General features: G+C 72.0%; 25 protein-coding genes. 9 read left to right on the forward strand and 16 right to left on the reverse strand.

Translation table 11 applies throughout. The features are described 5' to 3' along the window. Window positions 1-140: 140 nt before the first annotated feature. Complete coding sequence (locus OHA55_RS21440; RefSeq protein WP_266708712.1) at window positions 141-1,865, reverse strand: DUF4157 domain-containing protein; 1,725 nt, start codon at window positions 1,863-1,865, stop codon at window positions 141-143. Between the two features lie 377 nt (window positions 1,866-2,242). On the opposite strand from OHA55_RS21440, the gene OHA55_RS21445 reads away from it, so the two are divergent. Continuing rightward, complete coding sequence (locus tag OHA55_RS21445; protein ID WP_266708714.1) at window positions 2,243-2,641, forward strand: hypothetical protein; 399 nt, start codon at window positions 2,243-2,245, stop codon at window positions 2,639-2,641. 73 nt (window positions 2,642-2,714) lie between these two features. On the opposite strand, the gene OHA55_RS21450 is transcribed toward OHA55_RS21445, so the two are convergent. Further along, window positions 2,715-3,686: an SDR family NAD(P)-dependent oxidoreductase gene (locus OHA55_RS21450; RefSeq protein WP_266708716.1), complete on the reverse strand. Its 972-nt coding sequence runs from the start codon at window positions 3,684-3,686 to the stop codon at window positions 2,715-2,717. A 122-nt stretch (window positions 3,687-3,808) separates the two neighbouring features. On the opposite strand from OHA55_RS21450, the gene OHA55_RS21455 reads away from it, so the two are divergent. Continuing rightward, complete coding sequence (locus OHA55_RS21455; protein WP_266708718.1) at window positions 3,809-4,321, forward strand: TetR/AcrR family transcriptional regulator; 513 nt, start codon at window positions 3,809-3,811, stop codon at window positions 4,319-4,321. Window positions 4,322-4,616: 295 nt separating this feature from the next. Continuing rightward, window positions 4,617-6,026 carry an MFS transporter gene (locus OHA55_RS21460; RefSeq protein ID WP_266708720.1) on the forward strand — a complete coding sequence of 470 codons (1,410 nt, stop codon included), beginning with the start codon at window positions 4,617-4,619 and terminating at the stop codon, window positions 6,024-6,026. On the opposite strand, the gene OHA55_RS21465 is transcribed toward OHA55_RS21460, so the two are convergent. Both OHA55_RS21465 and OHA55_RS21470 read right to left on the reverse strand, forming a co-directional pair. Continuing rightward, window positions 5,920-6,417 carry an SAM-dependent methyltransferase gene (locus tag OHA55_RS21465; protein ID WP_266708722.1) on the reverse strand — a complete coding sequence of 166 codons (498 nt, stop codon included), beginning with the start codon at window positions 6,415-6,417 and terminating at the stop codon, window positions 5,920-5,922. The genes OHA55_RS21460 and OHA55_RS21465 overlap by 107 nt on opposite strands. 58 nt (window positions 6,418-6,475) lie before the next feature. Then, the gene (locus OHA55_RS21470) at window positions 6,476-7,879 is read right to left on the reverse strand and encodes a Tat pathway signal protein (RefSeq protein ID WP_266708724.1); all 1,404 of its coding nucleotides are present in this window, start codon (window positions 7,877-7,879) and stop codon (window positions 6,476-6,478) included. Between the two features lie 379 nt (window positions 7,880-8,258). Between OHA55_RS21470 and OHA55_RS21475 the strand changes: the two genes are divergently transcribed. Further along, window positions 8,259-8,630: a hypothetical protein gene (locus tag OHA55_RS21475; RefSeq protein WP_266708726.1), complete on the forward strand. Its 372-nt coding sequence runs from the start codon at window positions 8,259-8,261 to the stop codon at window positions 8,628-8,630. Between the two features lie 37 nt (window positions 8,631-8,667). Here the strand turns inward: OHA55_RS21475 and OHA55_RS21480 are convergent, their stop codons facing one another. From OHA55_RS21480 to OHA55_RS21495, 4 genes are all read right to left on the reverse strand, one after another. Continuing rightward, complete coding sequence (locus OHA55_RS21480; RefSeq protein WP_266708728.1) at window positions 8,668-9,447, reverse strand: MFS transporter; 780 nt, start codon at window positions 9,445-9,447, stop codon at window positions 8,668-8,670. Further along, a complete protein-coding gene (locus OHA55_RS21485) occupies window positions 9,330-9,947 on the reverse strand; it encodes an MFS transporter (RefSeq protein ID WP_266708730.1) in 618 nt (205 codons plus the stop codon). Before OHA55_RS21485 ends, OHA55_RS21480 begins: the two co-directional genes overlap by 118 nt. A 169-nt stretch (window positions 9,948-10,116) precedes the next feature. Next, the gene (locus OHA55_RS21490) at window positions 10,117-12,435 is read right to left on the reverse strand and encodes a beta-glucosidase (protein ID WP_266708732.1); all 2,319 of its coding nucleotides are present in this window, start codon (window positions 12,433-12,435) and stop codon (window positions 10,117-10,119) included. Between the two features lie 174 nt (window positions 12,436-12,609). Beyond that, complete coding sequence (locus OHA55_RS21495) at window positions 12,610-13,461, reverse strand: IS5 family transposase (protein ID WP_266710873.1); 852 nt, start codon at window positions 13,459-13,461, stop codon at window positions 12,610-12,612. A gap of 109 nt (window positions 13,462-13,570) precedes the next feature. On the opposite strand from OHA55_RS21495, the gene OHA55_RS21500 reads away from it, so the two are divergent. The 3 genes from OHA55_RS21500 (at window position 13,571) to OHA55_RS21510 (ending at window position 15,920) form a co-directional block, all read left to right on the forward strand. Continuing rightward, window positions 13,571-13,969, forward strand: coding sequence for a hypothetical protein (locus tag OHA55_RS21500; protein WP_266708734.1), 399 nt, complete (start codon window positions 13,571-13,573; stop codon window positions 13,967-13,969). Between the two features lie 165 nt (window positions 13,970-14,134). Beyond that, window positions 14,135-14,896 (forward strand): GNAT family N-acetyltransferase, encoded by a 762-nt coding sequence (locus tag OHA55_RS21505; RefSeq protein ID WP_266708736.1) that lies wholly within the window; start codon window positions 14,135-14,137, stop codon window positions 14,894-14,896. A 172-nt stretch (window positions 14,897-15,068) separates the two neighbouring features. Continuing rightward, on the forward strand, window positions 15,069-15,920 hold the full coding sequence (locus OHA55_RS21510; protein ID WP_266710875.1) for an IS5 family transposase: 852 nt from the start codon (window positions 15,069-15,071) through the stop codon (window positions 15,918-15,920). A 183-nt stretch (window positions 15,921-16,103) separates the two neighbouring features. Here the strand turns inward: OHA55_RS21510 and OHA55_RS21515 are convergent, their stop codons facing one another. The 8 genes from OHA55_RS21515 to OHA55_RS21550 form a co-directional block, all read right to left on the reverse strand. Beyond that, window positions 16,104-16,784: a GntR family transcriptional regulator gene (locus OHA55_RS21515; RefSeq protein ID WP_266708738.1), complete on the reverse strand. Its 681-nt coding sequence runs from the start codon at window positions 16,782-16,784 to the stop codon at window positions 16,104-16,106. A 138-nt stretch (window positions 16,785-16,922) separates the two neighbouring features. Then, window positions 16,923-17,870 (reverse strand): NAD(P)-dependent oxidoreductase, encoded by a 948-nt coding sequence (locus OHA55_RS21520; protein ID WP_266708740.1) that lies wholly within the window; start codon window positions 17,868-17,870, stop codon window positions 16,923-16,925. A gap of 111 nt (window positions 17,871-17,981) precedes the next feature. Further along, window positions 17,982-19,400, reverse strand: a complete 1,419-nt coding sequence (locus tag OHA55_RS21525; protein WP_266710877.1) for a gluconate:H+ symporter — start codon at window positions 19,398-19,400, stop codon at window positions 17,982-17,984. A 74-nt stretch (window positions 19,401-19,474) separates the two neighbouring features. Further along, complete coding sequence (locus OHA55_RS21530; RefSeq protein ID WP_266708742.1) at window positions 19,475-19,987, reverse strand: ribose-5-phosphate isomerase; 513 nt, start codon at window positions 19,985-19,987, stop codon at window positions 19,475-19,477. Between the two features lie 63 nt (window positions 19,988-20,050). After that, on the reverse strand, window positions 20,051-21,781 hold the full coding sequence (locus OHA55_RS21535) for a dihydroxyacetone kinase family protein (protein ID WP_266708744.1): 1,731 nt from the start codon (window positions 21,779-21,781) through the stop codon (window positions 20,051-20,053). Between the two features lie 246 nt (window positions 21,782-22,027). Next, window positions 22,028-22,963, reverse strand: a complete 936-nt coding sequence (locus OHA55_RS21540; protein ID WP_266708746.1) for a sugar phosphate isomerase/epimerase — start codon at window positions 22,961-22,963, stop codon at window positions 22,028-22,030. A gap of 195 nt (window positions 22,964-23,158) precedes the next feature. Then, entirely contained in the window at window positions 23,159-24,034 is an 876-nt protein-coding gene (locus tag OHA55_RS21545) for a transglutaminase-like domain-containing protein (protein ID WP_266708748.1), read from the reverse strand. 38 nt (window positions 24,035-24,072) lie between these two features. Continuing rightward, window positions 24,073-25,074 carry a GNAT family N-acetyltransferase gene (locus tag OHA55_RS21550; protein WP_266708750.1) on the reverse strand — a complete coding sequence of 334 codons (1,002 nt, stop codon included), beginning with the start codon at window positions 25,072-25,074 and terminating at the stop codon, window positions 24,073-24,075. A gap of 117 nt (window positions 25,075-25,191) precedes the next feature. On the opposite strand from OHA55_RS21550, the gene fdxA reads away from it, so the two are divergent. Continuing rightward, window positions 25,192-25,512, forward strand: a complete 321-nt coding sequence (gene fdxA / locus OHA55_RS21555; RefSeq protein ID WP_065490770.1) for a ferredoxin — start codon at window positions 25,192-25,194, stop codon at window positions 25,510-25,512. Between the two features lie 122 nt (window positions 25,513-25,634). Beyond that, window positions 25,635-26,732, forward strand: a complete 1,098-nt coding sequence (gene dapC / locus OHA55_RS21560) for a succinyldiaminopimelate transaminase (protein ID WP_266708754.1) — start codon at window positions 25,635-25,637, stop codon at window positions 26,730-26,732. The last annotated feature ends 68 nt before the right edge of the window (window positions 26,733-26,800 follow it).

Below are 26,800 nucleotides of genomic sequence, written 5' to 3' on the forward strand. Positions count from 1 at the left end.
CCCGTGGAACAACGGACGGATCGACCGACATGTACGTCGACGCGCACACGGGGAGACCGCGGACGACCGCCCCGGAGTGACCCGGGCGGAGACCGGGCCGTCGCCGCATACGCGGTCCGGTTGCCCGGCGGGTCACCGTGTCAGTAGTCCTGGTTCTCGCTCTCCGCGGTCAGCCACTGCATGTGCTCGTGGAACTGCTTCCCCGCCTGCTGGAACAGCTGGTGCTCTCCGGTCTGGAGGCTCTCGACGCCGAACTCCGAGCTGAGGTGCTGGTCGACGACCTGGATGAGGGCGAAGGGGCCCGTCCCCACGGGGCCGACCATGTGGAGTTCTTCGGCGTCCATCTTCCCGACGGAACCGGCGATCTTGGTGATCATCTTCTCCATGACGGTCGAGTTCCGCTGCGCGCCGATGAAGTGGTTGCCGTACCCGCCCGTGTCGAGGAGGTAGCGTGCCGCGGTCTTGACCTGCTCGGCGGTCGCGGCCCCCGTGGCGGGCGGCTCCTTCGCCGCCGTGAGCGAGGCGTTGAGGCTGTCCTTGTCCCGGATGAGGGGCCCGAGGACGGGTACGTCGTTCTCGCGGAGCGTCGGCCGGGTCTGCTTGAGGTCGATCGTGCCGGACCCGAGGTCCACGTCGGCGTACACGCCGCCGTGCTTCTTGAGGATGCTGTACCGGGCGACGTCGGAGGCCAAGGGGTACGCCTTCGTCGGACCTCCGGTGGCCTTCTCGTACGTGGGCGCGACCCGCTCGTCGAGGGCGTCCTCGATGTACCTGAACTCGATCGACTTGGCCACCTTCACCCGGCCCGAGTCGGCCCACGACCACGTACTGCGCTTGTCCGTCCAGAGGTTGATGCGCCAGTCGGTGTTCTGGGCCGTCGCCGCCCACGCCAGGACGTTGTTGAGCGCCTCCCTGCTGATGCCGCCGCCGATCCAGATGAAGTGGACCAGGGGCGGGATACGGAGGCGTTCCTCGGCGGGGAACTCGCCCACCACCTCGCGGAGGTTGGTGAGATAGGCGGGCTGCGGATCGAGGGCTTCGAGACGCTTCATGACGAGCGTGACCGCCTCGTGGTCGCCCTTGCCGAGCGCGTCGAAGACGAACCGGCGGACGTCCTCCTGGTTGTCGGAGTCCACGGCCTCCCGGCCCGTGGCCCCGTCCCCTTCGCGCGCGACGTGGAGCGGAGCGCGTTGCACGGCCGGCCCGGTTCCCGAGGAGGCCGCGGCTTTTGGCGGCACGGCCGTGGCACCGTCGGTCTTCCGCTGCACCGGCGCCTGCCCGCGCATCACCTCGTGGGCCTGCCGCTCGGCGGCCACCTCCAGAGGATCGTCGGGCTTGGAGATGCGCAGGCCCCGCGGGTCGGCCTCACCGCCCACCGGCCCCTGCCGCTGCTGAAGGACATGCCCGAGTTCGTGGGCGAGGGTGTGCTTGTCGGTGCCGCCGTCGCCGATGACGATGCTGCTGCCCGACGTGTAGGCACGCGCCCCGACCTCGGCGGCCGAGCGGCGCGCCTGGGACCCGGTGTGCAGACGTACGTCGGAGAAGTCCGCGCCGCCGAACCGGGACTCCATCTCCTGCTGAAGCGGACCGCCCATCGGCTGCCCCGTGCTGCGCAGCACCTCATGGACCGCCGACCGCTGCACGGCCGTGTCCCCGTGCCCGCAGTCGGGCCCGTGCGCGTGCCGCTGCTCCTCGACCAGCCGGGCGACCGCCGCATTGCCCGCCGCCCGCTGGAGGGCCGGCATGTCGGCTCGGCCCAAGGGGGTCCCGGGAGTCCAGCCCTTGGCGGCGACCGACCGGGACACCGGCTTGGTCTTCGACTCCCGCTGTGCGGACGTGCCCGTCGCTGCGTGCTCGTGCGTCAAAGGATCTCCCTGGTCTCATGCCGGACGCCTGGACCGAAGCAGTCCTCACGGAAGACCCTCGGCAACTGATCGGGACGCCACAAGGACCGCACGGCCCTGCTCGCGGGCAGAACCCAGTGCCCGCGAGGCCCAGCCGCACGGCCGGGCAGGCAGCACCTGCCGCCGGGAACAGGGCTTTCGCCGTACCGGTGAGGGGGCTTTTCGAGCTGTGGGGGGTGCGTGAGTCCGCTGGACCGTACGATGCCCAGGGCCGGACCGTCGCGCGTGTGCGGAGCCGAAGTGGCGGCCAACGGGCTTTCCAGGAGCGGTCGTTGTCAGGTTCCGCCCCCGTGGAACACCGGACACCGCCCGAACGTCCCGCCCGAACAGGAGGTCTCATGGTGTATGCGGAACCGATGGCGCGCGCCGTGGTGGAGCCGGCCGTGCACGAGCTGCTGGACCGGTTTCCCCGGGGAGGGGAACACACCGCGACCGTCTCCTACGGCGGCGACGACTTCCTCCTCTGCGCCCACCTCCGCGTGAGACGGACCAAGCCGGGCCTGGCCGAGGTCTCGGTCGCCTGCTGGGCGGTCAACCGCGACACGGCCCGCTACTTCGGCGGCAGCCCGCCACGGGCGGAGGAGGCGCTCCTGCCTCCGGAGGGCACGGCGCGCCCGGACGGCTCACTCACCGCACGGGTGGTCGAGCACCTGGCCGCCCGCATGAACGCCCACGGCACCCCGAAGCCGGACGGTGACGGCCACCTGACGATCACCGTCCCCACCACCGCCCCGTAGATCTTGTCCTTCGCATCGCTCTCACCGGCATGCGAGGGGATGCCCTGGTGCGGCTCGCTGCGGCGTCGAGAGGTCAGACGCGGAGCAGGGCGGCGGAGACGGTCCAGAGGCGCTCGGCAGTGGCAGGGTCGAGCGCCCATTCCTTGACACCATGCGGGTGCTGCGCGAGGTCGGCGTCGTTCGGCACGGTGTAGGCCTCTTGCGCCTCGTCGAGATAGTGACCTCCGGAGTGGGCGAACTCGGGGGCCACGGCCGCGACAAGACTGGTGGCGGCCCCCTGCTCGACCGATTTGTACGTGAAGACTCCGGCAGCCTCGGCCGCGTCGAGCGATGCCTTCTGTTCCGGTGTGAAGTTCCGTTGCAGTCCGGTCGCGATGCCCCCGGGGTTCACCGCATTGGCGACGATGCCGTCGGCAGCCCAGAGGCGGGTCGCCTCGACGGCGAAGAGGGAGTTCGCCGTCTTCGACTGGGCGTAGGCGATCTGCGGGTCGTAGCCGCGGCGCTCGAAGTGGAGGTCGTCGAAGTCGATGCCGGACCGCATGTGTGCCGTCGAACTGACCGAGACGATCCGTGCTCCGCCGCGGTCGGCCGCTCCCCGGGCCAGGGCGCGGTGAAGGCCGGTGGCCAGCGTGAAGTGTCCCAGGTGGTTCGTCGCGAATTGCAGCTCCCAGCCCTCATGCGTTCGTTCGAGGCCACCGGTGACTACGCCGGCGTTGTTGATCAGCAGGTGGAGCGGGCCGCCCCACCCGTCGACGAACCGCGTGACGGAAGCCCTGTCGGCGAGGTCGAGCCGGACGACGCGAGGTCGTATCCCTCCGGTCGACTCTTCGATCGTCCGGGCGACGGCGTCACCCGCGGTCGTGTTCCTGACGGCCAGCGTCACTTCGGCCCCGGCAGCGGTCAGCGCGCGGGCGGTCTCGATCCCGAGTCCGGAGGAGGCCCCCGTCACGATCGCGCGGATGCCGGTGAGGTCGATGCCCCGCAGCACCTCGTCCGCAGTGTCGGAGGAGGTGAAAGGAGTGCGGATGAGTCGATGAGCGCGCATGGCGCAACTATACGCACTAGACAGGTTTTGTTCAGTGTGACTCCCGCTCGTATGCTCTCTCCATGAGCAGTCCCGACGCCGGCCTCCCGCCGTCGACAGTCGCTGAACCCGACCGTCGAACCATGGTTCTGGAGTCCGCCATGGCCACGTTCGCGCGATTCGGTTACCGGAAGACCTCGATGGAGGAGGTGGCGCGGGCGGCACACATCTCCCGGCCCGGGCTCTACTTCCTCTTCTCCGGGAAGGAGACTCTGTTCCGTGCCGCGGTCGCCCAGGTTCTGGACCGCGACATCACCGCGGTCGAACAGGTCCTGGCCGACAGCGGCCGCTCCCTTCCGGAGCGCCTCGTCGAGGCGTTCGACCAGTGGGCGGGCCGCTACATCGGCCCGCTGGCGAGCGATGTGGCGACGGTCGTCGAGGACCATCCCGACCTCCTCGGAGAGATCGTCGAGACCATGCCGCGACGCTTCGAGGAACTGATCACGGACGCGATCGCCGCCGAGTCAGGACGAGAGACGGCCCTCCCGGTCGCCCGGACGATGATCAGCGCATCGATCGGACTCAAGCACCAGGCCCCCTCCCGGGATTTCTACCTCGAACGCCTGGCGGTCGCCATCGGTCTCCTCCTGCGCTGAAAACGCCTGCGGTCTCCTTGGGGGTGCGCCAGTGGTGGGCTGTGCCGTCACGAGGCTGTCACGCCTGGCGGCCGGGCGGGCTGCCGCCGTATCGTGTCCGGGCGGCCCCTCCCGGTGCCGCTCGCACCACCCCGTTCCTCACTCCCACTACTTCTGCCGGCGCCGGAGCCGACGCCGGAGCGGACCGAACTCCGCCTCCCCTGCGTCACCTTGGACGACTCCTGGCGGCGGGGGAGAGCGCCCGCGCACGCGGAGCCCCCCCTCGGCCGTCCCACCGTGCAGCGGAAGGTTCACCGTGGCCTCGCGTCACTGGTTCCGTCGTACCGCACCCGCTGTCCCCCCTCGCGCGGGGCGCCGCGCCCCGACCGCGCCGCCCCCTGCGGCACCGTCCGCGTCCTACCGTTCCGCCCTGCGCACCCCCGGCGCGGCGGCCTTCTTCCTCGCCGCCGCCCCCGCCCGGGTCGGGGTGGCGATGACCGGTCTCGGTCTGGTCTGGCTGGTCCACACGGAGACCGGGTCCTTCGGGGCGGCCGGTCTCGTCACCGGTGCGTTCGCCGTGGCGGAGGCGCTGGTGGGCCCTCTGGTGGCCCGGCTCATGGACCGGTACGGGCAGGGCCGCGTCCTCGTCCCCCTCCTGACCGCCCACGCCGGAGCGCTCATGGCCCTCGTCGCACTCGCTCTGGCCGGGGCGCCCACGATGCCGCTGACGGTGGCCGGGCTCGGAGCCGGGGCGACGATTCCGCAGGTCGGTGCTCTCTCCTCGGCCCGATGGTCGGCGCTGCTGCACGGCCGGGCCGAGCTCGCCCCGGCCTTCGCGCTCGAAGCCTTCGCCAACGAGGCCGCCTACCTCCTCGGCCCCGCCCTCGCCGTGCTCGCCGCGACCCGGCTGCACCCGGCCGCCGGAACGGTCCTGGCGGGGGTGCTCGTCGTCGGCGCGGGACTGGCCCTCGCGGCCCAGCGACGTACGGCCCCGAAGCCCGGCCCCCGGCCTGTTCCGGCGGCCGCCCCGGGCCCCGCCCCGGACCGTACGGCCGTACCCGGCACCGGAGCCCGGACCCTGCTCTCCCGGCACTTCGCCGCCCTGCTGGTGGTCAATCTGGCCCTGGGCGTTTTCTTCGGCTCGACGCAGGTCTCGTTGAGCGCCTTCGCCGACGACCACCACGCCGCCCCGGCGGCCGGGCTGCTGTACGGAGTGATGGGCGCGGCCAGTCTGTTGGCCGGGTTGGCCTACGGGAGGTACGGGCGGCGCACCCCACCGGGGTCCCAACTCCCTCTGATCCTGGCCCTTCTGGGCTGCGCGTCGCTGCTGCCACTGCTGGCCGCCACCCCCTGGCAACTCGGCCTGGCGCTGCTGCTCCCCGGTGCCGGGGTGGCGCCGTGCGTCATCGCCTCCGCGAGGCTCGTCGAGTCGGTCATGCCCCGGGCGGTCCTGACCCAGTCCTTCACCTGGGCCAACTCGGCGAGCGCGGCGGGCATCGCGCTCGCCGCAGCGGCGGTCGGCCGACTCGTCGACGGTCCGGGCGGTGCGGGAGCGGGCTTCGCCGTGCCCTTCGTCGCCCTGACCGTCGCGGCAGCCCTGACCTGGTCCGACGTAACCCTCAGGCCCCGTTCGTACGGTCCTCCTCGGCCCCGGCCCAGTACGCCGCGAGCATCTCGCCCGGCCAGGCCGGCTCGTGGACCGGACCCCGGGGGCCCATCGCGGTGAACCAGGGGGCCAGGTCGTAGACCGGCGTGCCGTCCACCGCGTCGAGGTCGGCCACCCGCAGATCGAGGCCGTCCACCCCGAGCAACCGGGGGAAGCTGGTGGCGAGTTGGTTGGGGCGGCGGTGGTTGCGGTGGGCGAAGGTGCCGGTGGGCGGCCAGGCAGGGTTGTTCCGGGGGCTCCTCGCGCGCAGGGCCACGTCGCCGGGGTCGGCCCGGTCGAAGTGCCAGACGACCACGAGGTGGGAGAACTCCTCCAGCCCGCGTACGACCTCCGGCGGGAAGTCCGGCCGCAGCCGGATCACCGCCTCGACGCCGCCCCAGTGGTCCTCGGCCACCTCCCGGCGCCCCCCGACCACGGTCCCGATCGGCTCGATGCCCAGTGCGTCCGCCATGCCCGTACCCCCAGCCCGATCCCGACGAGAGACCGATCCCAACGAGAGACCCCAGCCGTCAATGTAGCTTCGAGAGATGCCTGTTGGCGCGCTCGGCCACTGCCGTCACCCACGGAATGCGGCGGTGGCGCAGCGGCGACAGCAGGCGCCGCACCTGGACGACCGCCTGCTCCGCCCGGCCCGACTGGATGCCCTCCTCCATGGAGTCCAGCAGCCCGCTCCACGTGGCGCAGGCCTCCTCGACCCGCCCGTCCGCCATCTGGGCGGCCCCCAGGTGCCCCAGGGTCACCGCGTGGGTGCGGCGGAAGGCCGCTCCCCGGGTGCGTACCGAACGGCCGAACTCGCGGATCGCACCCTTGCGGTCGCCGAGCAACCCCAGGGTGCGGGCGGTCTCGTGGGCGAGGGACGCCTCGCCGAAGAAGAAGGTCCGGTGCGGCTCGGACACCCCCGCGTCGGCGGCGGCCAGGTCGTTCTCCGCGCGCAGCAGCGCCTTCACCGCGCTGCGGGTGCGGCCCGCCGCCGCGAGCGCCCGGGCGTGCACCACGCCGAGCAGCGCCCGTTCGCGCGGGGTCGCTCCGCTGTAGCGGCGGTCCTGTACGGACGCCTCGGCGAGGGCGAGCGCGGTGTCGAAGTGGCCGAGATCCAGGGCCTGGTGGGCCATCGCGCGAAGGATGTGGCCGCCCAGCGGATGATCCTGGGCGTCCCCGGCCAGCTGGAGCGCAAGGGTGAAGTAGCGCTGGGCGAGTGGGTTCTCGCCGCTGTCGAAGGCCATCCACCCGGAGAGATAGGCGAGTTCGGACGCAGCCGACTCCATCTCCCGGCGCACCCGCTCGTGCGCGTACCGGCCGTGCAGCAGATCCGTCACGTCGGTGTGCAGGTACTGCACCAGGGCGGTGCGGCCGTGTCCGCCGCCGCGCCGCTGGTCCACCGCCGAGAAGGCGTGGGTGAGTTCGCGGACGGTCGCCACGTCGCCCTGGGTCACCCGCAGGTGGTTGGCCACCCGCTCGGCCGGTTGCGGCGCGGGCCCGGCGGACGACGGCTGGCGGTCGCCGGAAGGGACAGCCAGCGCCGCCGTGGAGTACACGATCCCGGCCAGCAGGTTCCGGCGGTCCGGATGGAGGTCGGCTCGCCCGAGGTCCGCCAGTACGGTCAGGGCGTCGGCGGGTGGGCCGAGCGGCGCCGGACCCGGAGTGCCGAACCCCAGCTCGGCGACGGTGACCACCCGCTTCAGCCGCCGGGACAGGGCGAGCGCCAGGACGGCGGGGGCCGAACCGGACGGCCGGGTGCCGCCGACCCACATGGACACGTGCGAGCGCCCGATCAGCGGACTGCCCGGACCGCCCGGACCGTCCGGGCTCCGGCCCTCCGCCGCCGCCCGGTTGAAGGCGCCGGCCGCCTGGGCGCGCGACCAGCCGGCCTCGCCCAGGAGGGACGCCAGTTGCTCGTTCCGTGTCCGTGTCATCCCGCGACCCCCGATGCCCGACCCCACCGCACCCCGCGTGTGCCCGGAGACGGAGAGCTCTCCCCGGCCGCACGCCGACGGGGCTCAAGGAACCACGGTGGCGGGGAGCCCGTGCGGCGAATCCCCGCACGTCACCCGGGTCGGTGTACACGGAGTCGATCTGCGTCCGGTCCGGTACCGATCCGCGTCCGGGTGCGGCCGTCCCTGTCGATCTTTGACCACTTTGATCAGCCGGGCGGGCCGTCGGCCGCCCGCGCGGGCCCGGGATGCGGTTCGCTTCTCGTACCGCAGCTCACCCCCGGAGCGGGTCCCCGCTCGCCCCCGGCCACCGGCGGCGGACGCGTACGGGGCCATCCCGCGCGGGCCGCCAGGAGGACCCATGAACACCAGCACCGCACGGGACGTCCGACCGAAGGACCCCGGCATCGACGTGGACGCGATCACCGACGCCATCGAGCACGCGAGGGCGGACCGGGCGGGCGTGCCGCCGCGGTCCGTCGTCAACGCCGGTACCGACGAACTCGTCGCCCACCTGCGGAAGCTGATGAGCGCCGACGAGTACGGACACGACGAGCCGGACCGGGGAGCCGTCCGGCTGCTGTTCCGTGCCGCCTACCGCCATCTCTCCCTCGCGGTGCGGCCCGACCCGAGCACCCCGGACCTCGCCGCGTACGCGTACTGGCGCACGGTCGCCTCCCTCACCGCCGCCTTCCGCGACCTCTACTGCGAACCGGGGCGGGACGGCGCGTGAGCCGTCCCGCCCCGGTTCTGACCGCCGGGAGCGGCGGTCAGCGCACCTTGCGTACCGGCAGGATCGCCAGAGCGCCGCAGAGGCAGACCGCCGAGGCGGTGATCAGCAGGATCGAGTAGTTGTGGCCACCGCCCAGGGAGATCAGCAGGGCGCCGAGCGCGGGGGCGAAGATCTGCGGGGCCGACATCGCGATGTTGAAGATGCCGAGGTCCTTGGAGGGGTTCTCCGGATCCGGCAGCACGTCGATGACGAGGGCGAGGTCCACGCCGAGGTAGGTGCCGAAGCCCAGGCCCAGGACGAGTTCCGCGCAGTAGAACACCCCGATCGTGTCGGCCTGGCTGAGGATCACCATGCCGATGCCGAAGAGGACCGCGGCGACGGCGATGAACGGCTTGCGGCGGCCGAAGTGGTCCGAGAGCCAGCCCGCGGCCTGCGCGGAACCCATCACGCAGAAGCCGTACATGAGGACGCCGGTGGCGAGCGTCTCGGTCGCCTCCGCGCTGGTGAGCCGCATCTCGTGCTGAAGGTAGATCAGACGGAAGGTGGTGAAAATCCAGTTGGCCAGCGTCAGCAGGAAGCGCGACAGCCAGGCCCAGGCGAAGTCCGGGTGCTGCCTGGGGCTGACCCAGTAGGTGCGCAGGACCGCCTTGAACCCCTCCCGAGGAGGCTTCGTCTCCAGCGGCTTGTCCGGCAGCACCATCACGTAGCCGACCACCAGCAGGATGCCGATGAGGCTGGGGACCAGGAAGAGCAGCAGCATCTGGTCGGTGAAGCACTTCGCGATCCAGGTGCCCGCCGTGGGGGCCAGGTTCTGCATGATGCCGAGCAGCCGCTGATCTTGCCGCGCTTGTGCTCGGGGACGTTGTCCGCGACGGTCGCGACGAAGGCGGCGAGGGCCGCGTTGGCGGACGCCGAGGAGATGACGAACCCGACGGTGACCACGGCGACGCTGTTCGCCGTCGCGATGATCAGCAGACCGGCCAGCAGGCCCAGCATGCCGAGGACCAGCCAGGGGCGGCGGCGGCCGAAACGGCTGGTGGTGCGGTCGCTGAGGCGCCCGAAGAACGGGTTCGCCAACATCGCCGCCACCGAACCGGTGGTGGTGATGATGCCGAGCGAGGCGACCTGGTCGTCCTCGGGGACGAACGACTGCACCTTGAGCTGAAGGCTCACCAGGATCGGGGTCAGGAGGGCCAGGAACAGGCCGAGTTGACTGGCCGCCATGCCGACGACCAGCCGGGGACGGGGGATCTTGGCGTCGGGGGAGCCGCCGGGCGCGGAGGTGCCGGCCGGGGTGCGGAGCGTATCCGTGGTCACGGTGAGGGCTGCTTCCTGTTGAGCGGGCAGGACGTTACGCAGGCATGGGCAGGTCACGGCGCGGGCGAGGCTCGTACGCCGTGGACTTGAGCAAGGGGGACGGGGGAGGGGGACGGGGTTGGTGGGCCGCCGCGCGGACGTGGTGCGCGCGGCGGCCGGGGGAGTGGCTCTACGCGTGGACGAGGTGGCGGTCCGCGCCCACCACGCGCTGCGGCCCGGTGAGTTCGACGTCGGCGCTCAGCCGGATGTCGCCGCTGGACGAGCCGAGCATGAGGCGGATGGTGCCGGGTTCGACGATGCGCCGACCGTCGCCCGAGGCGTCCTTGGTGTACGAGGTCTGGTCGGCGTGGACCTTGAACGCGACCCGCTCCGCCTCACCGGGGGCCAGCTCGACGACGCCGAAGGCCGCCAGCTGCTGGGTGGGCCGGGCGACCTGGGCGACCGGGTCGTCGTAGTACAGCTGGACCGTCTCGCGGCCCGCCCGCTCGCCCGTGTTCCGTACGAGGCAGGAGACCTCGATGAACCCGTCGGTGGGCACCCGGCCATCCCCGGCGACCCGCAGGTCCTCGTAGCCGAAGGAGGTGTACGAGATGCCGTGCCCGAACGGGTACAGCGGGGTGTTGTCCAGCACGCTGATGCCCTGGCTGAAACGGCCGAGCGGCGGGTTGAGGTAGGTGCCGGGACCGCTCCCCGGGAGGGCCGGGATCTGCACGGGCAGCTTGCCGCCGGGGGCCACCCGGCCCGAGAGCACGCGGGCCAGCGCGGGGCCGCCCTCTTCGCCGGGCATGAACGTCTGCACCACGGCCGCGCAGCGCTCCGCGAGACCGCCGAGCGCGTACGGGCGGCCCGAGACGACGAGCAGCACCACCGGGACGCCGGTGGCGAGCACCTCCTCGACCAGCTCCACCTGCACGCCCGGCAGCCGGAGGTCCGGCGCGTCGCAGCCCTCGCCCGAGGTGCCGTTGCCGAACATCCCGGAGCGGTCGCCGACGACGACCAGCGCCAGATCGGCCGAGGCGGCGGTACGCACGGCGGCGGGCAGACCGGAGCGGTCGGTGCCGCTGACCGCGCAGCCCCGCTCGTAGGCGAACTCGACGTCCGGCAGCTCGGCGGTGAGCGCCTCGCGCAGGCTCGGCAGGGCGAGGCCCGCCGGGTGCCCGGGGTGCTTCGGCAGCACGTGGTTCGGGAAGGAGTAGCAGCCCAGGAAGGTGCCCGAGTCGTCGGCGCCCGGACCGATCAGCGCGATCCGGGGCGTGCGCGCCGCGTCCAGGGGGAGAGCGGCGCCCTCGTTGGCGAGCAGTACGACGGAGCGCTCGGCGAGGGTACGGGCGAGGGCGCGGTTGGCCGGGGAGTCCAGGTCGACGGGGGTGCCCAGACCGGCGTCCGCCTCCGGGGTCCAGCCGGCGTCCAGCAGGCCGAGCCGCAGCTTGTGGCGCAGGACGCGCTCGACGGCACGGTCCAGCAGCGCGGGGTCGACCCGGCCGCCGTCGAGCTGCTCGGCGAGCGGGTCGCCGTAGCAGCGGGTGTTGGGGAGCTCGACGTCCATACCGGCGGTCAGCGCGACGCGGGCCGCGTCGCCCTCGGTGGCGGCGACCCGGTGCATGGTCCGCAGGAACGCGATCGACCCGTAGTCGGAGACGACCGTGCCCTCGAAGCCCCACTGCTCGCGCAGCACGTCCGTCAGCAGGTGCTCGTCCGCGCAGGCGGGGACACCGTCCTGGTCGGTGTAGGTGTTCATCACCGAACCGACGGCACCCTCGCGCACCGCCATCTCGAACGGCGGCAGGATCACGTCGGCCATCTCGCGGGCGCCGATGGAGACGGGCGCGTGGTTGCGGGCGCCCCGCGAGGCGGCGTGCCCGGCGAAGTGCTTGAGGGTGGCGATGACGCCCTCGGACTGCACCCCGCGCACATAGGCGGTGCCCACCAGGCCGGTCAGGTACGGGTCCTCGCCGAGGGTCTCCTCCACGCGCCCCCAGCGGTAGTCGCGCACGACGTCCAGGACCGGGGCGAGGCCCTGGTGCACGCCGACGGACGCCATGTCCCGGCCGATCGCCGCGCCCATCTCCTCGACCAGCCCGGTGTCGAAGGTCGCGGCCCAGGCCAGCGGGGTGGGGTAGACCGTGGCGCCGAAGGCGGCGAAGCCGGTGAGGCACTCCTCGTGGGCGATGGCGGGGATGCCGAGGCGGGTTCCGTCGACCAGCAGCCGCTGGAGCCGGATCAGTTCGGCGCGCCCCTCCTCAGGGATGAGGGGCCGGGTGCCGTACGGGCGGGTGAGCTGGCCGATGCCCTGCGCCAGGGCCGCGGACTCGGTGGAACCGGCGGCGAGGGCCTCCTCGATCGGCGCGACCCGGGCGTCGCCGCTGCCGACGTTGGCCTTGCCCCAGTAGCTGCCCAACTGGGCGAGCTTCTCGGCCCGCGTCATCGCGGACAAGAGGGCTTCGACCCGCTCGTCGTCACCGAGCGAGGTGTCGTTCCACTGGTTCATCGGGGCTCCCGCTTCCGGCCCGTACGCCTTCCGACGCCACGTCGTGGGGAGGGGGACCGGATAGATAAATTCACGTCATTGACAAAAAGGTGCCGTCAGCATGCGCAGGAGTAAATGCCGAGGTCAATGGGTTGCAGAGGAGATTCTCAGCTAAGAGCGACCGCCACTTGATGGTCAGCGGAGGCGGCGGGCTGTTGGCCGCGTGCTCCAGCGATAGAGCTTGCGCGCTCGGCGAATCAGCGCACGGACGGTGACGAACGCAGCGGCGAGGTAGAGGTAGAAATCGACGACCTCGCCGTCGCGTTCGAAGCACCTGCGGATCTTGCCGTAGCCGTTCATCCATGACTGCGTACGTTCGACCACCCAACGCTTGCCAACTTGGATCGGGGCCGGGATGCCCTTCACGGCTATCTCACCGATCAGCCTGTGATCGTCCAGTATTCGACGGCAGGCTCGCCCGTGGTACGCAGAGTCCAGGTGGATTACGGCGTTCCCGGGTAGGGCTCCGAGCTGATGTTCGGCCGCTTCGATGGTCGGCTCCAGCAGTTTCGAGTCGTGCCGGTTCGCGCCGGCCGACGCAATGCCCAGCGGGACTCCATCGGCATCGACCAAAGTGGAGCGTTTGAGTCCCTGCTTCGCACGGTCGACCGGTGACGGTCCGGCTTTGGCGCCGACGCACGGTGCTTTGGTGTGACAGCCGTCAGCAGACAAATCATCAAGGTTCAGGCCGATCATCGTGTCGTAAGCGGCCAGGGCGATCGCGTGCAGCCGCGTGGCCAGTCCGAGGTGGGCCCATTCCCTGACCCGGCGTCGGATCGTACTGGCCGAGCACTCGTTGCTGGCGATCCGCTCATAACCCGAACCGTGGACCAGGGCGTCTACGACGTGGCGGAAGACGACTCGGTCGGGCACCCGGCGGCGGTGGCACCCCCATGGATGCGCCGGATCGAACTCGGGCCGGTCAGGAATCAGCGCGCTGAACTGGTCCCACAGCGGCTCAAACAGGGATGATGGGACGGTAGGCACGAATCCTCCGGCGATCGCTGAGCTTGAGATCTTCATGATCGCTACAGGTCGTTCTCACGAGTCATCCCTTGAGGCCGTAACTGGCCGGTACCCTGGAGTTTGAGAGTCTGTGGGCATATTCGGAGAGCCGGGCGGCTTCCAGATCGTGGTTCTCGAGTACATGCCACTGCGGCGCTTCGGTCTCTTCCAGATCCTGCTCAGCGGCTGGCCGATAGGTGATGGAACCACAACGGCCTTCTATCCGCACTACTGTGACCTGCAAGATCTCGCCCGACTGGTCGAGAGTGGCGAACCGCATGAGCGGTTTCAGCTGATTCTGGGTGACACCTTCGACCACATGCAGGTCGACGCCGAGATGACCGACCGCGCGATCCTGTTCAGCTTCCGCTCCCACGACGAGAATTCGCAGTGGCGCGAAGCACAGGTAGACAGCAGAGAATTCCTCACCGTCTGGCGCCAGGCCGCGGCCTGCATCGAGGCGATCCTCGCTCGGGCCGACGAGTCTTGACCCGCCACCCAGGCAAGCGCCGATGTTGAACCGGTTGCACGCATCACGCCGACCTGCCACCAACCTGAAACCCTTACTGACCATCAAGTGGCGGTCGTTCTAAGAGCGTCCGCCGGTAGGGAAAAGGTGTTGCCCCCGGCAGTGGGCGGGACGATCATGACGAAAATGCCGGATCTGCTTGAGCGCGTAACCGCCTTCCGCGCCGCCTTCGCCCGCCGCCAGGCCACTGAGACCGTCGAGCTGCCCGGAGCCTTCGCCGTCCGCCACTCGGACTTCCCCCAATCCCAGGAGCACAACCAACTGATCGTCCCCGCCTCGGGCGTCGACCCGGCCGCACTGCCCGAACTGGCTGCACAGGGCCTCGGACCGCGCCAGCAGTACCGGATCACGGTGCTGGACGAGGCACTCGGGGAGCGGGCCACCCCGGTGCTGGCGGCGGCCGGCTACGATCGGGACACCGAGCTGGTACTGGCCCGGGAGACAGCTGGCTGCGCGCTGCCCGAACCTGTCGCGCACCCGGTCGAACTGGCCGAGCTGCGAGCGGCGGTGTTCCGCCAGCAGCTGGACTGGGGCCTGGACGAGGATCTCGCTCGACAGCTCACCGAGCGCCGTACCGCCCGCCTGCGCGGCGCCGAGAAGGTGTCTTTTCTGGCCGCTCGGGCCCCGGGCGGGGAGATCGCGGCCTGGGCCGACCTCTACCTAGACCGAACCGCCGGGCTGGCTCAGCTGGAGGACCTCGTCACCGCTGTGCTGCACCGTAAGCAGGGCCACGGAGACACCTTGCTCGCCACAGGGCTGGCGTTGGCCGCCTCTGCCGGGATCCCGCAGCTCTTCCTGGTCGCGGACGCGACCGACTGGCCGCGCGAGTGGTACTCCTGCCGCGGCTTCACCGAGCTCGGCCGCAGCTACTCCTTCCTCAACCGCTGACGGCGGGGATGAACCGGTGTGTACTGCTGCCGAGCACCCTGAACCCGGGTTCGGCTGCAAACCAGCGACAGCGCGCCAACGTCTCCAAGATGTATGCGAGTAGGCGATAGCAGGGCAGACACGGTTCGCCCGATCATGGAGCTCTCTATGCTTCATGATCACCGGGGGATCCGTGCCTGCTGTCCCATCACGCATTCTCGCCCCGATCCGCGACCAGTTCCTCGCGCTGCTGCCCGTGCACGAGGACCGGCACCCGCTGGGCTGTCACAACCCGAGGATCAGCGATGCGCTCGTCTTCGACCGCCTGGTACAGGTCCTGGTCTTCGGCTGCGGATACGAACGTGCCGCCGACGAGCACTGCTCGGCTACCACCTTGCGCCGACGCCGCGACGAGTGGATCGCCGCTGGCGTGATGGAGACCTTGCGGCTGATCGCGCTCTCCGCCTACGACCGCATGATCGGCCTCGAACTCGACCGCCTGAGCGCCGATGGCTGCATCACCAAGGCGCCCTCTGGTGGCGAGTGCGCCGGCAGGAGCCCGGTCGACCGAGCCAAACTCGGCATGAAACGCTCACAGTTGACCGACGGTAGCGGTATTCCGCTGGTCACCGAGCCCGCACCAGCAAACGCCCGCGACCACACCCTGCTGCCCGCTACCCTCGACCGCTTCACCGCCCTGGAGCCGACCCTCGGGCCGCTACCCAAACACCCGCACCTTGCCCTGGATGCCGGATACGACTACCAGATGGTCCACGACGACCTGGCCGCCCGCGGGATCGATGCGCGCATCGCCGCGCGCGGCGCGAAGACCCCGATCCAGACCGGCGGCCGTTGGGTGGTAGAGCGCACGAACTCCTGGATGAACAACTTCGGCAAACTCCGACGCTGCACCGAACGCCGGAGAGCGGCCATCGAGTTCTTCCTCGCCCTGGCCGCCGCCATCATCACCGTTCGCTGCCTGATCCGACGCTCCTGGCTCCTCTACCGCTGGCACACCCGACCCCGAAACCCACGCATCCGATGACCTACTGGCGGAGGCTCTAAATGGAAGAACTGATTCCGGGCATGCCGAAGAGCGGCTGCGGCCCCGGTCGGGGGCAGCACGCAGCCGCTGTCGGCCTTCGGCCGGTCTTCAGGAACGCGGAGCCGTAACGCCTTTCGGAGCGCTCTCGGAATCCAGTGGGCCGGGAGCTCGTGCCAGGTGGTGTCAGTGGCCGAACGACCGGTGCGCCACACCCTCCAGATGCGCGCGCATCGCCGACTCGCAGGTGTCCGCGTCAGCCGCCTCGAACGCGTCGAGGACGGCCGCGTGTTCGGCGAGCGCCTCCTGCGTGTCGGTGACGCGGCCGCCGGTGAAACGCCGGAAGCGCTGGATGTGCGCGCCCAGCGGATCGATGGCCGCCGAGAGGAACCGGTTGCCCGCGGCACGGGCGATGGTCGCGTGGAAGGCGGAGTCGGCCTGGAGGTACGCCCGGAAGTCGTCCGCCACCCGCTGCACCGCCGCCGCCTCCATCAGCCGGTGGCTCTCGGCCAGCGCACGCGCCGTGCCCGCCGCGTCCCGCTCGCAGGCCTGACGGGCACTGAACGGCTCGATGAGGAGCCGGGCACCCATCAGCTCACGGAACCCGCCGTCGTCCAGAAGCGGGGCGACCGTGTAGCCGCGGTGCGGGACGCGGACGACCAGGCCGGTGTTCTCCAGCTTGGCCAGCGCCTCCCGCAACGGCGTCGGCGAGACGCCCCAGTCCTTGGCGATGGTGTCGATGCGCAGCGGCGTGCCCGGCTCCAGGCCCTCGTCGAGGATCAGCGCGAGCAGCGCGTCGTACGCCTCGTCCATGAGCACGGTCCTGCCGAGCCCCGCCGGACGTACCTGCCTGCCGGCTGGTCCCATCGTCGACTCTCCCTGTGATGTGCCGGACCCGCCCGGCGTACCGGGTGCGAGCCCGGCGTTCAGCCCGGCGGTCGGCCTGGATTCCAGCCGGGTTTTCAGCCTAACCGGAGCCGCCGGCCCTCCCCCCACGGGGCGGACTCAGCGCGCGGTGCGCGGCGAGAGGAGGGTGACCAGCGCCGAGTCGTCCTCGGCGGCCAGGCCCTGGCTGATGGCGAGCTGGTAGAGCTGGTCGGCCGCGGCGGCCACCGAGGTGGCGACACCGGCCTTCTTGGCCAGCGACACCACGATGTTCATGTCCTTGCGGATGATGTCGAGGCGGGAGCGCAGCTCCGGACCACCGGTGCCGTCCTCCTTCACCTCGTACTGCTGCACCATGCGCGGACCGCGGTCGGCCAGCATGAAGGAGGCGGCGGCGCCCTGGCCGAGCACGTCGACGGCGCGGTCCAGGTCGATGCCGAGGGCGCGGGCCAGCGCGAGGGACTCGGCCGCCGCCGCCGTGTGGATGCCGCACAGCAGCTGGTTGACGGTCTTCATGATCTGCCCGTCGCCCACCCGGGGTCCGACGACGTGCAGCGTGGAGCCCAGCCGGGCGAGGACCGCGTCGGCGGCGGCGAGCGTCTCGTCGTCCGCGCCGACCATGATCAGCAGATCGCCGGTCCCGGCCCGCACCGCCCCACCGCTCACCGGAGCGTCGACCAGCCGCACACCCTGCTCGGCCAGGCGCGCCGCGACGGACTGCACACCGTCGACACCGACCGTCGAGGTGACCACGACGACCGCGCCCTCACGGAGCGACTCCGCGGCACCGCGCTCGACGATCCCGCCGCCGAACAGGCAGGACTCCAGCTGCTCCTGGTCGCGGACGGCGATGACGACCACATCGGCGCCCTCGGCGGCCTCGGCCGGCGTGGCGGCGGGCACGGCACCGGCCTCGGCGGCGAGCGCACGGCGCTCCTCGAAGACGTCGAAGGCGCGGACCGGGAAGGCACCGGCGAGGCGGGTGGCCATCGGCAGGCCCATCGCGCCGAGGCCGAGGACGGCGGTGGTGGGGGTGTTCTCGGCGGACATCGGGTTCTCAGCGGACATCGGGTGCTTCTTCCTTGCGGGATGCGGTCGTGAGGGCCGCGGGGTCAGGTTCTCTTACGGGGCCGCCCCGGGAGTGACGCCCCTCCGGGGCGCCCCCACGGGCGGGACGGGTCAGACGAAGACCGCGTACAACAGCAGGGACATCGCCAGGCCCATCACCGCGACGATCGTCGACAGGGCCGACCAGGTCTTGATGTTCTGGGAGACGCTCATCCCGAAGTACTCCTTCGCCAGCCAGAAACCGGCGTCGTTGACGTGCGAGAAGAAGAGCGACCCCGCACCCACGGCGAGCGCGATCAACGAGGCCTCCACCGGCGGGACGCCCGCCGCGAGCGGCGCCATGATCCCGGCGGCGGCGGTGGTGGCGACGGTGGCCGAGCCGGTCGCCAGCCGGATCAGCACGGCCAGCAGCCAGCCGAGGACCAGCAGCGGCAGATGCGCCTCCGCGGCGAACTTGCCGATGGCGTCCGCGACCCCGGTGTCGACGATGAGCTGCTTGAAGCCACCGCCCGCACCGACGATCAGCAGGATCCCGGCCACCGCGGGCAGGCCCGCGGTCACGGTCGTACGGACCTCGGCGCGGTTGCGGCCGAGCCGGAAACCGAAGACCACCATGGCGACGAGCACCGCGATGAACATCGCGATCAGCGGGGTACCGAGGAAGTCCAGCAGGTGGTTGTACCAGGCGTCACCCGGGAAGGCGATGTCGGCGACCGACTTGGCGAGCATCAGCACCACCGGCAGGGCGACCGCCCCGACCGACACGGCGAAGCTCGGCAGCCGGCGCTCCGCACCCGGCTCCCGCCCCTGTTCGGCCTCCTTGACCAGCGAGGCGATCAGCGCGGCCGGGGCCTCGCTGCGCACATGGCGGGCGATGAACTTCCCGTACAGCGGTCCCGCGAGGATCACCGTGGGGATCGCCGCGAGCAGACCCAGGCCGAGGGTGGTGCCCACATCGGCGTTGAGCGCGCTGACCGCGACCAGCGGGCCGGGGTGCGGCGGCACGAACGCGTGCATGGTGCCCAGGCCCGCGAGGGCGGGCACGGCGAGCAGGACCAGGGGCGTCTTCGTCCGCTTGGCCATCACCACGATGATCGGCACCAGCAGGACGAGACCCACCTCGAAGAACATCGGCAGACCGATGACCGCGGCTATCAGCGCCATCGACCACGGCAGCAGACGCGGACCCGACCGCGAACCGATCGTGTCGACGATGCGGTCCACACCCCCCGAGTCGGCCAGCAGCTTGCCGAGGATCGCGCCGAGCGCGATCAGGGCGCCGGTGGAGCCGAGGGTTGAGCCCATCCCGGCGCTGAACGAGTCGACGACCTTGGAGAGTTCGGTCCCCGAGCCGATGCCGAGCACGACGGATCCGCCGATGAGGGCGACGAACGGGTGGAAGTCGAGGATCGCGATCAGCGAGACGATCACACCGATGGCGAGGGCGACCATGACGATGAGCCGGGTGTCGTGGCCGGTCCAGGGCTCGGTCGCGGCCGCGAGTATCTCTGGTCTGGTCAGGGCGGTCATGGACATGCGGGGTGCACCTTACGTCGTTGTAAGTGGTGGCGGACGAGCGGTTCGGGGCGGAAGGAGGGGGCGGCTCAGCAGCCGGCGGGACCGTCCTCGGCACCGGCGGGCGCGGCGGTGTCGTACGCGTCGAGTACGGCGACCTTCTCGCCGGACGGAGAGGCCTCGTCGAAGCGGTAGCCGACCCACTCGCGGACCAGCCGGCGGGCGAGTTCGAGGCCGATGACGCGCTGGCCCATGGTGAGGACCTGGGCGTTGTTGCTCAGGACCGCCCGCTCGACGGAGAAGCTGTCGTGCGCCGTGACGGCGCGGATGCCCTTCACCTTGTTGGCGCTGATCGCGACCCCGAGCCCCGTACCGCAGAACAGCAGGGCACGGTCGGCGTCCCCGTCGGCCACCACACGGGCGGCGGCCACCCCGATGTGCGGGTAGGCGGTGTGCTCGTCGGCCTTCACACCGACGTCGACGACGGACGCGACGCGCGGATCGGCTTCCAGGTCGGCCTTGAGGGCTTCCTTGTACGCGTATCCGGCGTCGTCGCAGCCGATGACGATGCGGAGCGGAGCGAGGGTCTGGTTCTGCGTCATGTCGGGGTTCCCGGGGGTGGTGGGGTGGTCGGGGGCGTTCGTGGCGCGGGCGGCCGTCGCGGGTCAGCCGGTCGTGGCGCCGGTGCCGCCGCCGAGCAGCGCCGCGACGGTGCGGGCGCACAGGGCGAGCGAGAGAGCGCCGGCGTCGGGGGTGCCGACGCTGCGCTCGGCGAGCGGGCGGGCGCGGCCCAGGCGCGGGGTGAGCGCGGCGGTGGCGTCGGCCGCCCCGGTGGCCGCGGCCGCGGCCTCGGCGAAGGCGGACCGGGGGTCCGCACCGCGAGCGACGCCCGCGGTGAAGGTGTCGACCAGCGGGACGAGCGCGTCGACGAGGGTCTTGTCGCCGGGCTTCGCCCCGCCGAGGGAGGTGACGGCGTCCAGCGCGGCCCGGGCGCCCCCGGCGGCGCGCACCCCGTCGGCTCGGCCCGTGTCGCCGAGCTCCTGGGCCAGGGCGCGCAGCGCGACGCCCCAGAGCACACCGGAGGTGCCACCGGCCTGGTCGGCCCAGGCGTCGGCGGCGGCGCTCAGCAGCGAACGGGCCCCGGCCTGCGCCTCGTCGGCCTCCTCGGCGGCCCGGACGGCCGCGTCGACGCCCTTGGTCATGCCGCGCCCGTGGTCACCGTCACCGGCGACCGCGTCGATCCGGCCGAGCTCCTCGGCGGCCTCGTGGAGCGCGGTGCGCAGCGCCCGCAGGGCGGCGAGGACGTCGGCCGCGGCGGCGCGGGACGCGGCGTCGCCCCGGACGACCGGGGCCTTCGCCTGCTCGCCCGGGTGGACGCGCGGCGCGTCCGGGACCTTCGGCAGCGGCATCCGGCGGAAGCCGGGGGCGTCGGCGGAGGCGCACCAGCGGCGCTCCAGGTCCTCGTCGAGCCACATCAGGGTGAGGGAGCAGGCGGCCATGTCGAGGCTGGTGACGAGCTCGCCGACCTCGGGGCGTACCACCGTGAGACCGGCCTCGGCCAGGGCGTCGGAGACATGGCCCCAGAGCAGGAAGAGTTCCTCGTACTTTGTGGCGCCCAGCCCGTTGAGGATGGCGGCGACGCGCGGGCCCGCCCCTTCCGGGCGCTCTTCGAGGAGCCGCTCGACGAGGGTGCGGGCGATCGTCGGGGCGTCCGCCATGTCGGCGTCGCGCACGCCCGGTTCGCCGTGGATGCCGAGGCCGATGGCCATCTTGCCCTCGGGGACCGTGAAGAGCGGGGTGTCGGCGCCGGGCATGGTGCAGCCGTCGAAGGCTATGCCGAAGGAGAACGTACGGTCGTTGGCGTGGCGGGCCGCGGCCTCCACGCCGTCCAGGTCGAGGCCCTCCTCGGCGGCGGCCCCGGCGACCTTGAAGACGGTGAAGTCGCCCGCTATGCCCCGGCGTTCGTGGCGGCGCTCGGCGGGGGCGCTGGCCACGTCGTCGGTGACCATGACCGTACGGGTGTCGATCCCGGCGTCCCGCAGCCGGGCCTGGGCCATGCCGAAGTTCATGCGGTCGCCCGCGTAGTTGCCGAAGGAGAAGAGGACACCCGCGCCGGTGTCGGCGGCCCGCGCCACCGACTCGGCCTGGCGGGCGGACGGCGAGGTGAAGATGTTGCCGACCACGGCACCCGCCGCGAGCCCCTCGCCCACCAGCCCGCTGAACGCGGGGTAGTGCCCCGAACCGCCGCCCACGACCACCGCGACCCGGCCCGTCTCCTGCGGCCGGGAGCGGACGACACCCCCGGGCACCACGGTGACGTGCTCCGGGTAGACCGCGGCGAAACCTCGCAGCTGGTCCTCGCTGAAGCGGTCGGGGTCGTCGAAGAGCCGGGTCATGGCGGGTGAACTCCCAGTCGGAGAGGTACGGGGGTGGGTGCGGGCGCGGGGGATCGCCCCGCGCACCGGGGGACGCCCGCGGGGTCTCGTACGCGCGGGTGTGGGGCCGCACGGAGAGGTACGCGGACGGGTGGGGCCCGCTCGCCGGGCGGCGGCGGGCCCGCCGCCCCGCCGCCCTGGGGCAGGGCCGGGTACGGGGGTACGACCCGGGCGGCGGGCGGCGGGGTGGGGCGCGGAACGGGGTGGTCAGGCCCCGGTGCCGCGCGGCAGGATGCGCCGGATGTACTCGCGGTTCGAGGCGGCCACGCTCAGGCCGTCGCCGCCGTAGTGCTCGACGCAGAACGCGCCGGTGTAGCCGTGCGCCAAGGCGATCCTGATCGCCTGGCGGTAGCTGACGAAGCCGGACTCCATCGGCGCCGGGGACGTCAGAACCGTGCCCGTGGCCGGGTCCTCGACGCGGTAATAGCTCTTCACGTGCCAGTAGTTGGCGTGCGGCAGCGTCTTGGTGACCATCGACTCCCAGGACTCGATGGGGCGCTGCATCCGGATGAGGTTGCCGAGGTCCGGGTTGAGGCCGACGTTGGAGCGGTCGATGTCCGTGAGCAGGGCGACGGAGGAGTCCGCGGTGCCGAGGTAGGTGTCCTCGTACATCTCCAGCGACAGCTCGACGCCCACCGAGGCGGCGTGGTCGGCGAGTTCGCGCAGCCGGGTGACGGCCTTGTTCCAGGTCTCCCGGTCGCCGACCGGGTCCTTCGGGCCCGGCACCGTCCAGAACCAGAGCACCGACTGCTGCTCGGGGGTGAGCGGCCGGTGCAGACCGACCGAGACGAGCGGCACGCCCAGCGCGGCGGCGGCGTCGATGGTGCGGTGCGAGTAGGCGAGGTTGTCGTCGCCGTCGACGGGGTCGATGACGCTGCGCCGGATCGCGGAGATGGCGGGGGCGGTCAGGCCGACCTCCACCAGCGTGGAGCGCAGCTCCTCCAGGCGGGCGGGGGCCAGGTCGCCGGGGCGCAGCCAGCCGTCCGTGAGGTCGACCTCGGTGAACCCGGCGTCCGCGACGTCCCGCAGGCTCGTGGCCCACTGCTCGGCGGTCTGCTCCTGGGTGGAGACACCGTCGGGTCCGACGTTCGGGAACTGCAGCAGGGCGGCGGCGATCGGCCAGGTTTCTGCGGTGTGAGTCATCATCGGCTCCCTTTCTCTATTTCCTATAGGATCTAGAATCGTAGAAGCTGTCAATGTGCTCCATCTCACGCACTGGTTCGCGGGGAGAGGGCCGGGCGCGGGGGCCGGCCGGAGGGATCGGCCCGGCGCCGGGCGCCGGCGCGGCTGCGGACCACCGCCCGGGCTCGGTTCAGCCGGGCCGGGCCGCCCGGTGGGTCAGTTCAGCCGGGCCCGGGCCGCACGGGCGGCACGCCGTATCGACTCCGCCGCCGTCGGCTCGATGCCGCCGATGACGTCCGCGTACTCCTCCATCTCCGAAGCCCCGCGCAGGAAGTCCCCGCGCTGGACGAGGAGTTGAGCGCGCTCGTACCGCAGGCGCGCCGGATGGGACGGCAGCAGCAGCGACAGCTCGACCGCCCAGAGCGCCACGTCGGAGCGCTCGGGGCGGGCCGCCGCCCAGGCCCGGACGTTGTTCAGGATGCGCAGCACGATCGCCTGCGGCCGGGCGGGCGTCGGCAGCGACTCGCGCAGCGGCACACCGGTCGATCCCGCGACCATCAGCTCGGCGTCCTCGCCGGTCAGCACCACGCCCCCGGCGAACGGATCGGCCAGCACGTGCTCCGCCGGATCGCCGAAGCCGACCACGAAGTGCCCCGGCAGCGCGACCCCGTGGACCGGGCCGCCCGCCCGCCGCGCCACCTCCATCCACACCACGGAGAGCAGGATCGGCAGCCCCCGGCGGCGCTTCAGCACCTGCTGGAGCAACGACGAGTCCAGCCGCTGGTAGTCGGGGGAGGCGCCGCAGAATCCGTACCGGCCGCCGAGGAGTTCGCCCAGCGCGTCCGCCCACTCCCGCGGTCCGGCAAGACCGTGCGGGAGCCGGCCCGCCAGCCGGTCCAGTTCGATCTGCGCCGCGTCGATGCCGTACGGATCGGGGTCGCCGGGCGGGGGCTCCGGCATCGCCTCGGCTCCCACCAGCAGGCAGAGCAGGGCGAGATCCGGCCGTTCCGAGCGGGCCTCCTCGGCGAACCGGGCCCGCCGCCCGGCCGCGGAGAAGTCCTCGGAGTCCGCTCCGTCGTCCACGGGGTCCATCCCTGACACCTGTTCCGCCGCTCCGAACGCCCGTGCCGTTACGCGGAACGGAAGTGGTGGTACCGGTGGTGGGTCACGAAGCCCATCCGGTCGTACATGGCGATCGCCCCGGCGTTGTCCTCCTCCACCTGGAGCCAGGCCGCCGAGGCGCCCTCCTCCAGGGCCCTGCGGGCGAGCGCGGTCATCACCGTGGTGGCGAGGCCCCGGCGCCGGTAGTCCGGGTTCACCTCTATCGCCCCGAAGCCGGCCCACCGGCCGTCCACCACGCACCGGCCGATCGCGGCGGGCGCACCCGCCGGATCGTCGCCCGGCACGGTCGCGAACCAGACCGACGGACCCTGGGACAGCACCCGGAGCATCGGAGCCGAGTCGGCTCCCGCCCGGTGGTAGCGCTCCAGCCACCGGGCGTCGGCGGTCCGGTCCAGCAGCACCCGCGAGACGTCCGAGTCCTTGTCACCGAGGGGGGCCAGCGCACCGATCCGCACCTCGGCGGACACCTCGCGCCGCCAGCCGTTCTCCTCCAGCGTGGCGCAGAGCGCCTCCTGGCTGTCGGCGGTGCCGGTGCCGGTCTGGACGTAGGCGGGCAGGCCGCGTTCGGCGTACCACCGCCGGGCGTGCGCCAGCGCGTCCGCGACCGGCATCCCCGGATCGCCCAGCGGCAGGACCGAGTTGGCGCGGCGGGTGAAGCCGCCCGCGGCGCGCAGCAGCCAGTCGCCCAGCGCCTCGCTCTCCACCGGCTGCCAGGCGCGGGCCGTCACCCGGGTGAGTTCCGCGAACGTGGCCGCAGGACCGGGACGGCGCGCGGGGGCGGGGGGAACGACCTTGCCGGCGACGAGCGTGGATTCCGCGATGTGGACGCCCTGCCCGTTCTTCGGTGTGATCCGGAGCACGCCCGAGTCCCAGGATGTGAGAACGCCGACGGTGTCCGTGAACCCGGCGCCCTCGGCGGCGTCCTCGCAACGGCGGCGGACGGACACGCGTTTTCCCACATCAGCCTGGGTAATACGGACCTCAAGGCGTCCGCCGACGGTGAATTCCACGGCTCCTACCGCCCCTCCTGTTCGGATCGTGCTGAACTACGGAGATACTAGGTGAGGGCATCATCGACGCCGCGCTCCCGCGCGAGAGCCAACGCCCTACCGAGGAGGAACGACAGCGTGACCTACGTCATCGCGCAGCCTTGTGTCGACGTAAAGGACAAGGCCTGCATCGAAGAGTGCCCCGTCGACTGCATCTACGAGGGTCAGCGGTCCTTGTACATCCACCCCGACGAGTGTGTCGACTGCGGCGCCTGTGAGCCGGTTTGTCCGGTCGAGGCCATCTTCTACGAGGACGACACCCCCGAGGAGTGGAAGGACTACTACAAGGCGAACGTCGAGTTCTTCGACGACCTCGGCTCGCCCGGTGGCGCTTCCAAGCTGGGGCTCATCGAGCGCGACCACGCCTTCGTGGCCGCGCTGCCGCCCCAGAACCAGTAAGCGACGGCCGCGGCCGCGCCACACCCGGCACAGACGCGGCAGCAGATGTGCCGCCCGGTCCCGTACGGCTCGTCACCGTGCGGGACCGCGGTGTTTTCGCCCGTACGAGAAAGCAGAGTTCCGTGTCCGCAGCACTCTCCTCCCGCCTCCCGGCATTTCCCTGGGACAGCCTCGCCCCCCACAAGGCCACCGCCGCCGCCCACCCGGACGGCATCGTGGACCTCTCCATCGGCACCCCCGTCGACCCGGTGCCCGAGGTGATCCAGCAGGCGCTCGCCGCAGCGGCCGACAGCCCCGGCTACCCGACGGTCTGGGGCACCGAGGAACTGCGCGACGCGCTCAGCGGCTGGGTGGAGCGGCGCCTCGGCGCGAGGGACGTCACCCACCACCACGTCCTGCCGGTCGTCGGCTCCAAGGAACTCGTGGCCTGGCTGCCGACCCAGCTGGGCCTCGGCCCCGGCGACAAGGTCGCCTTCCCGGCCCTCGCCTACCCGACGTACGAGATCGGCGCCCGGCTCTGCGGCGCGGACGCCGTCGCCTACGACGACCCGACCACGCTCGACCCGGCAGGCCTCAAGCTGCTCTGGCTGAACTCCCCGTCCAACCCGACCGGCCGCGTGCTCTCCGCCGAGGAACTCACCCGGATCGTCGCCTGGGCCCGCGCCCACGACATCCTGGTCGTCAGCGACGAGTGCTACCTGGAACTCGGCTGGGAGGCCGAACCGGTCTCGGTGCTCCACCCGGACGTCTGCGGCGGCTCCTTCGACGGCCTCGTCGCCGTCCACTCGCTCTCCAAGCGTTCCAACCTGGCCGGCTACCGCGCCGCGTTCATCGCCGGTGACGCGACCGTACTCGGCGAGCTGCTCCAGATCCGCAAGCACGGCGGCATGATGACCGCCGCCCCGGTGCAGGCGGCCACCGTCGCGGCCCTCGCCGACGACACCCACGTCGCCGAACAGCGCGCACGCTACGCCGACCGCCGTGCCGCCCTGCGCACGGCCCTGGAGAGCCACGGATTCCGCGTCGAGCACAGCGAGGCGAGCCTCTATCTCTGGGTCACCCGCGACGAACCCTGCTGGGACACCGTGGCGTACCTCGCCGGACTCGGCATCCTCGTGGCTCCCGGCGAGTTCTACGGCCCGGCCGGAGACCGCTTCGTGCGGGTCGCCTTCACCGCGACCGACGAGCGGGTCGCGGCGGCCGTGAAGCGGCTGTCCTGACCTCCTGACCGACGACACCTGATCGCGGGCGCCGGCCGCCCGCGAACGACGCCGAAGGGCCCCGGGGT

The organism is Streptomyces sp. NBC_00102 (genome assembly GCF_026343115.1).
In the GTDB taxonomy this organism is placed as follows: domain Bacteria; phylum Actinomycetota; class Actinomycetes; order Streptomycetales; family Streptomycetaceae; genus Streptomyces.

Coding starts and splice junctions, on each gene's coding strand:
- OHA55_RS21455 (WP_266708718.1), top strand. CDS start 3,809: ATGGTTCTGGAGTCCGCCATGGCCACGTTCGCGCGATTCGGTTACCGG.
- OHA55_RS21535 (WP_266708744.1), bottom strand. CDS start 21,781: ATGACCCGGCTCTTCGACGACCCCGACCGCTTCAGCGAGGACCAGCTG.
- OHA55_RS21530 (WP_266708742.1), bottom strand. CDS start 19,987: ATGACGCAGAACCAGACCCTCGCTCCGCTCCGCATCGTCATCGGCTGC.
- OHA55_RS21540 (WP_266708746.1), bottom strand. CDS start 22,963: ATGACTCACACCGCAGAAACCTGGCCGATCGCCGCCGCCCTGCTGCAG.
- OHA55_RS21475 (WP_266708726.1), top strand. CDS start 8,259: ATGAACACCAGCACCGCACGGGACGTCCGACCGAAGGACCCCGGCATC.
- OHA55_RS21525 (WP_266710877.1), bottom strand. CDS start 19,400: ATGACCGCCCTGACCAGACCAGAGATACTCGCGGCCGCGACCGAGCCC.
- OHA55_RS21480 (WP_266708728.1), bottom strand. CDS start 9,447: ATGCAGAACCTGGCCCCCACGGCGGGCACCTGGATCGCGAAGTGCTTC.
- OHA55_RS21465 (WP_266708722.1), bottom strand. CDS start 6,417: ATGGCGGACGCACTGGGCATCGAGCCGATCGGGACCGTGGTCGGGGGG.
- OHA55_RS21520 (WP_266708740.1), bottom strand. CDS start 17,870: ATGTCCGCTGAGAACCCGATGTCCGCCGAGAACACCCCCACCACCGCC.
- OHA55_RS21505 (WP_266708736.1), top strand. CDS start 14,135: ATGCCGGATCTGCTTGAGCGCGTAACCGCCTTCCGCGCCGCCTTCGCC.
- OHA55_RS21470 (WP_266708724.1), bottom strand. CDS start 7,879: ATGACACGGACACGGAACGAGCAACTGGCGTCCCTCCTGGGCGAGGCC.
- OHA55_RS21545 (WP_266708748.1), bottom strand. CDS start 24,034: ATGGACCCCGTGGACGACGGAGCGGACTCCGAGGACTTCTCCGCGGCC.
- OHA55_RS21445 (WP_266708714.1), top strand. CDS start 2,243: ATGGTGTATGCGGAACCGATGGCGCGCGCCGTGGTGGAGCCGGCCGTG.
- OHA55_RS21450 (WP_266708716.1), bottom strand. CDS start 3,686: ATGCGCGCTCATCGACTCATCCGCACTCCTTTCACCTCCTCCGACACT.
- OHA55_RS21515 (WP_266708738.1), bottom strand. CDS start 16,784: ATGGGACCAGCCGGCAGGCAGGTACGTCCGGCGGGGCTCGGCAGGACC.
- OHA55_RS21490 (WP_266708732.1), bottom strand. CDS start 12,435: ATGAACCAGTGGAACGACACCTCGCTCGGTGACGACGAGCGGGTCGAA.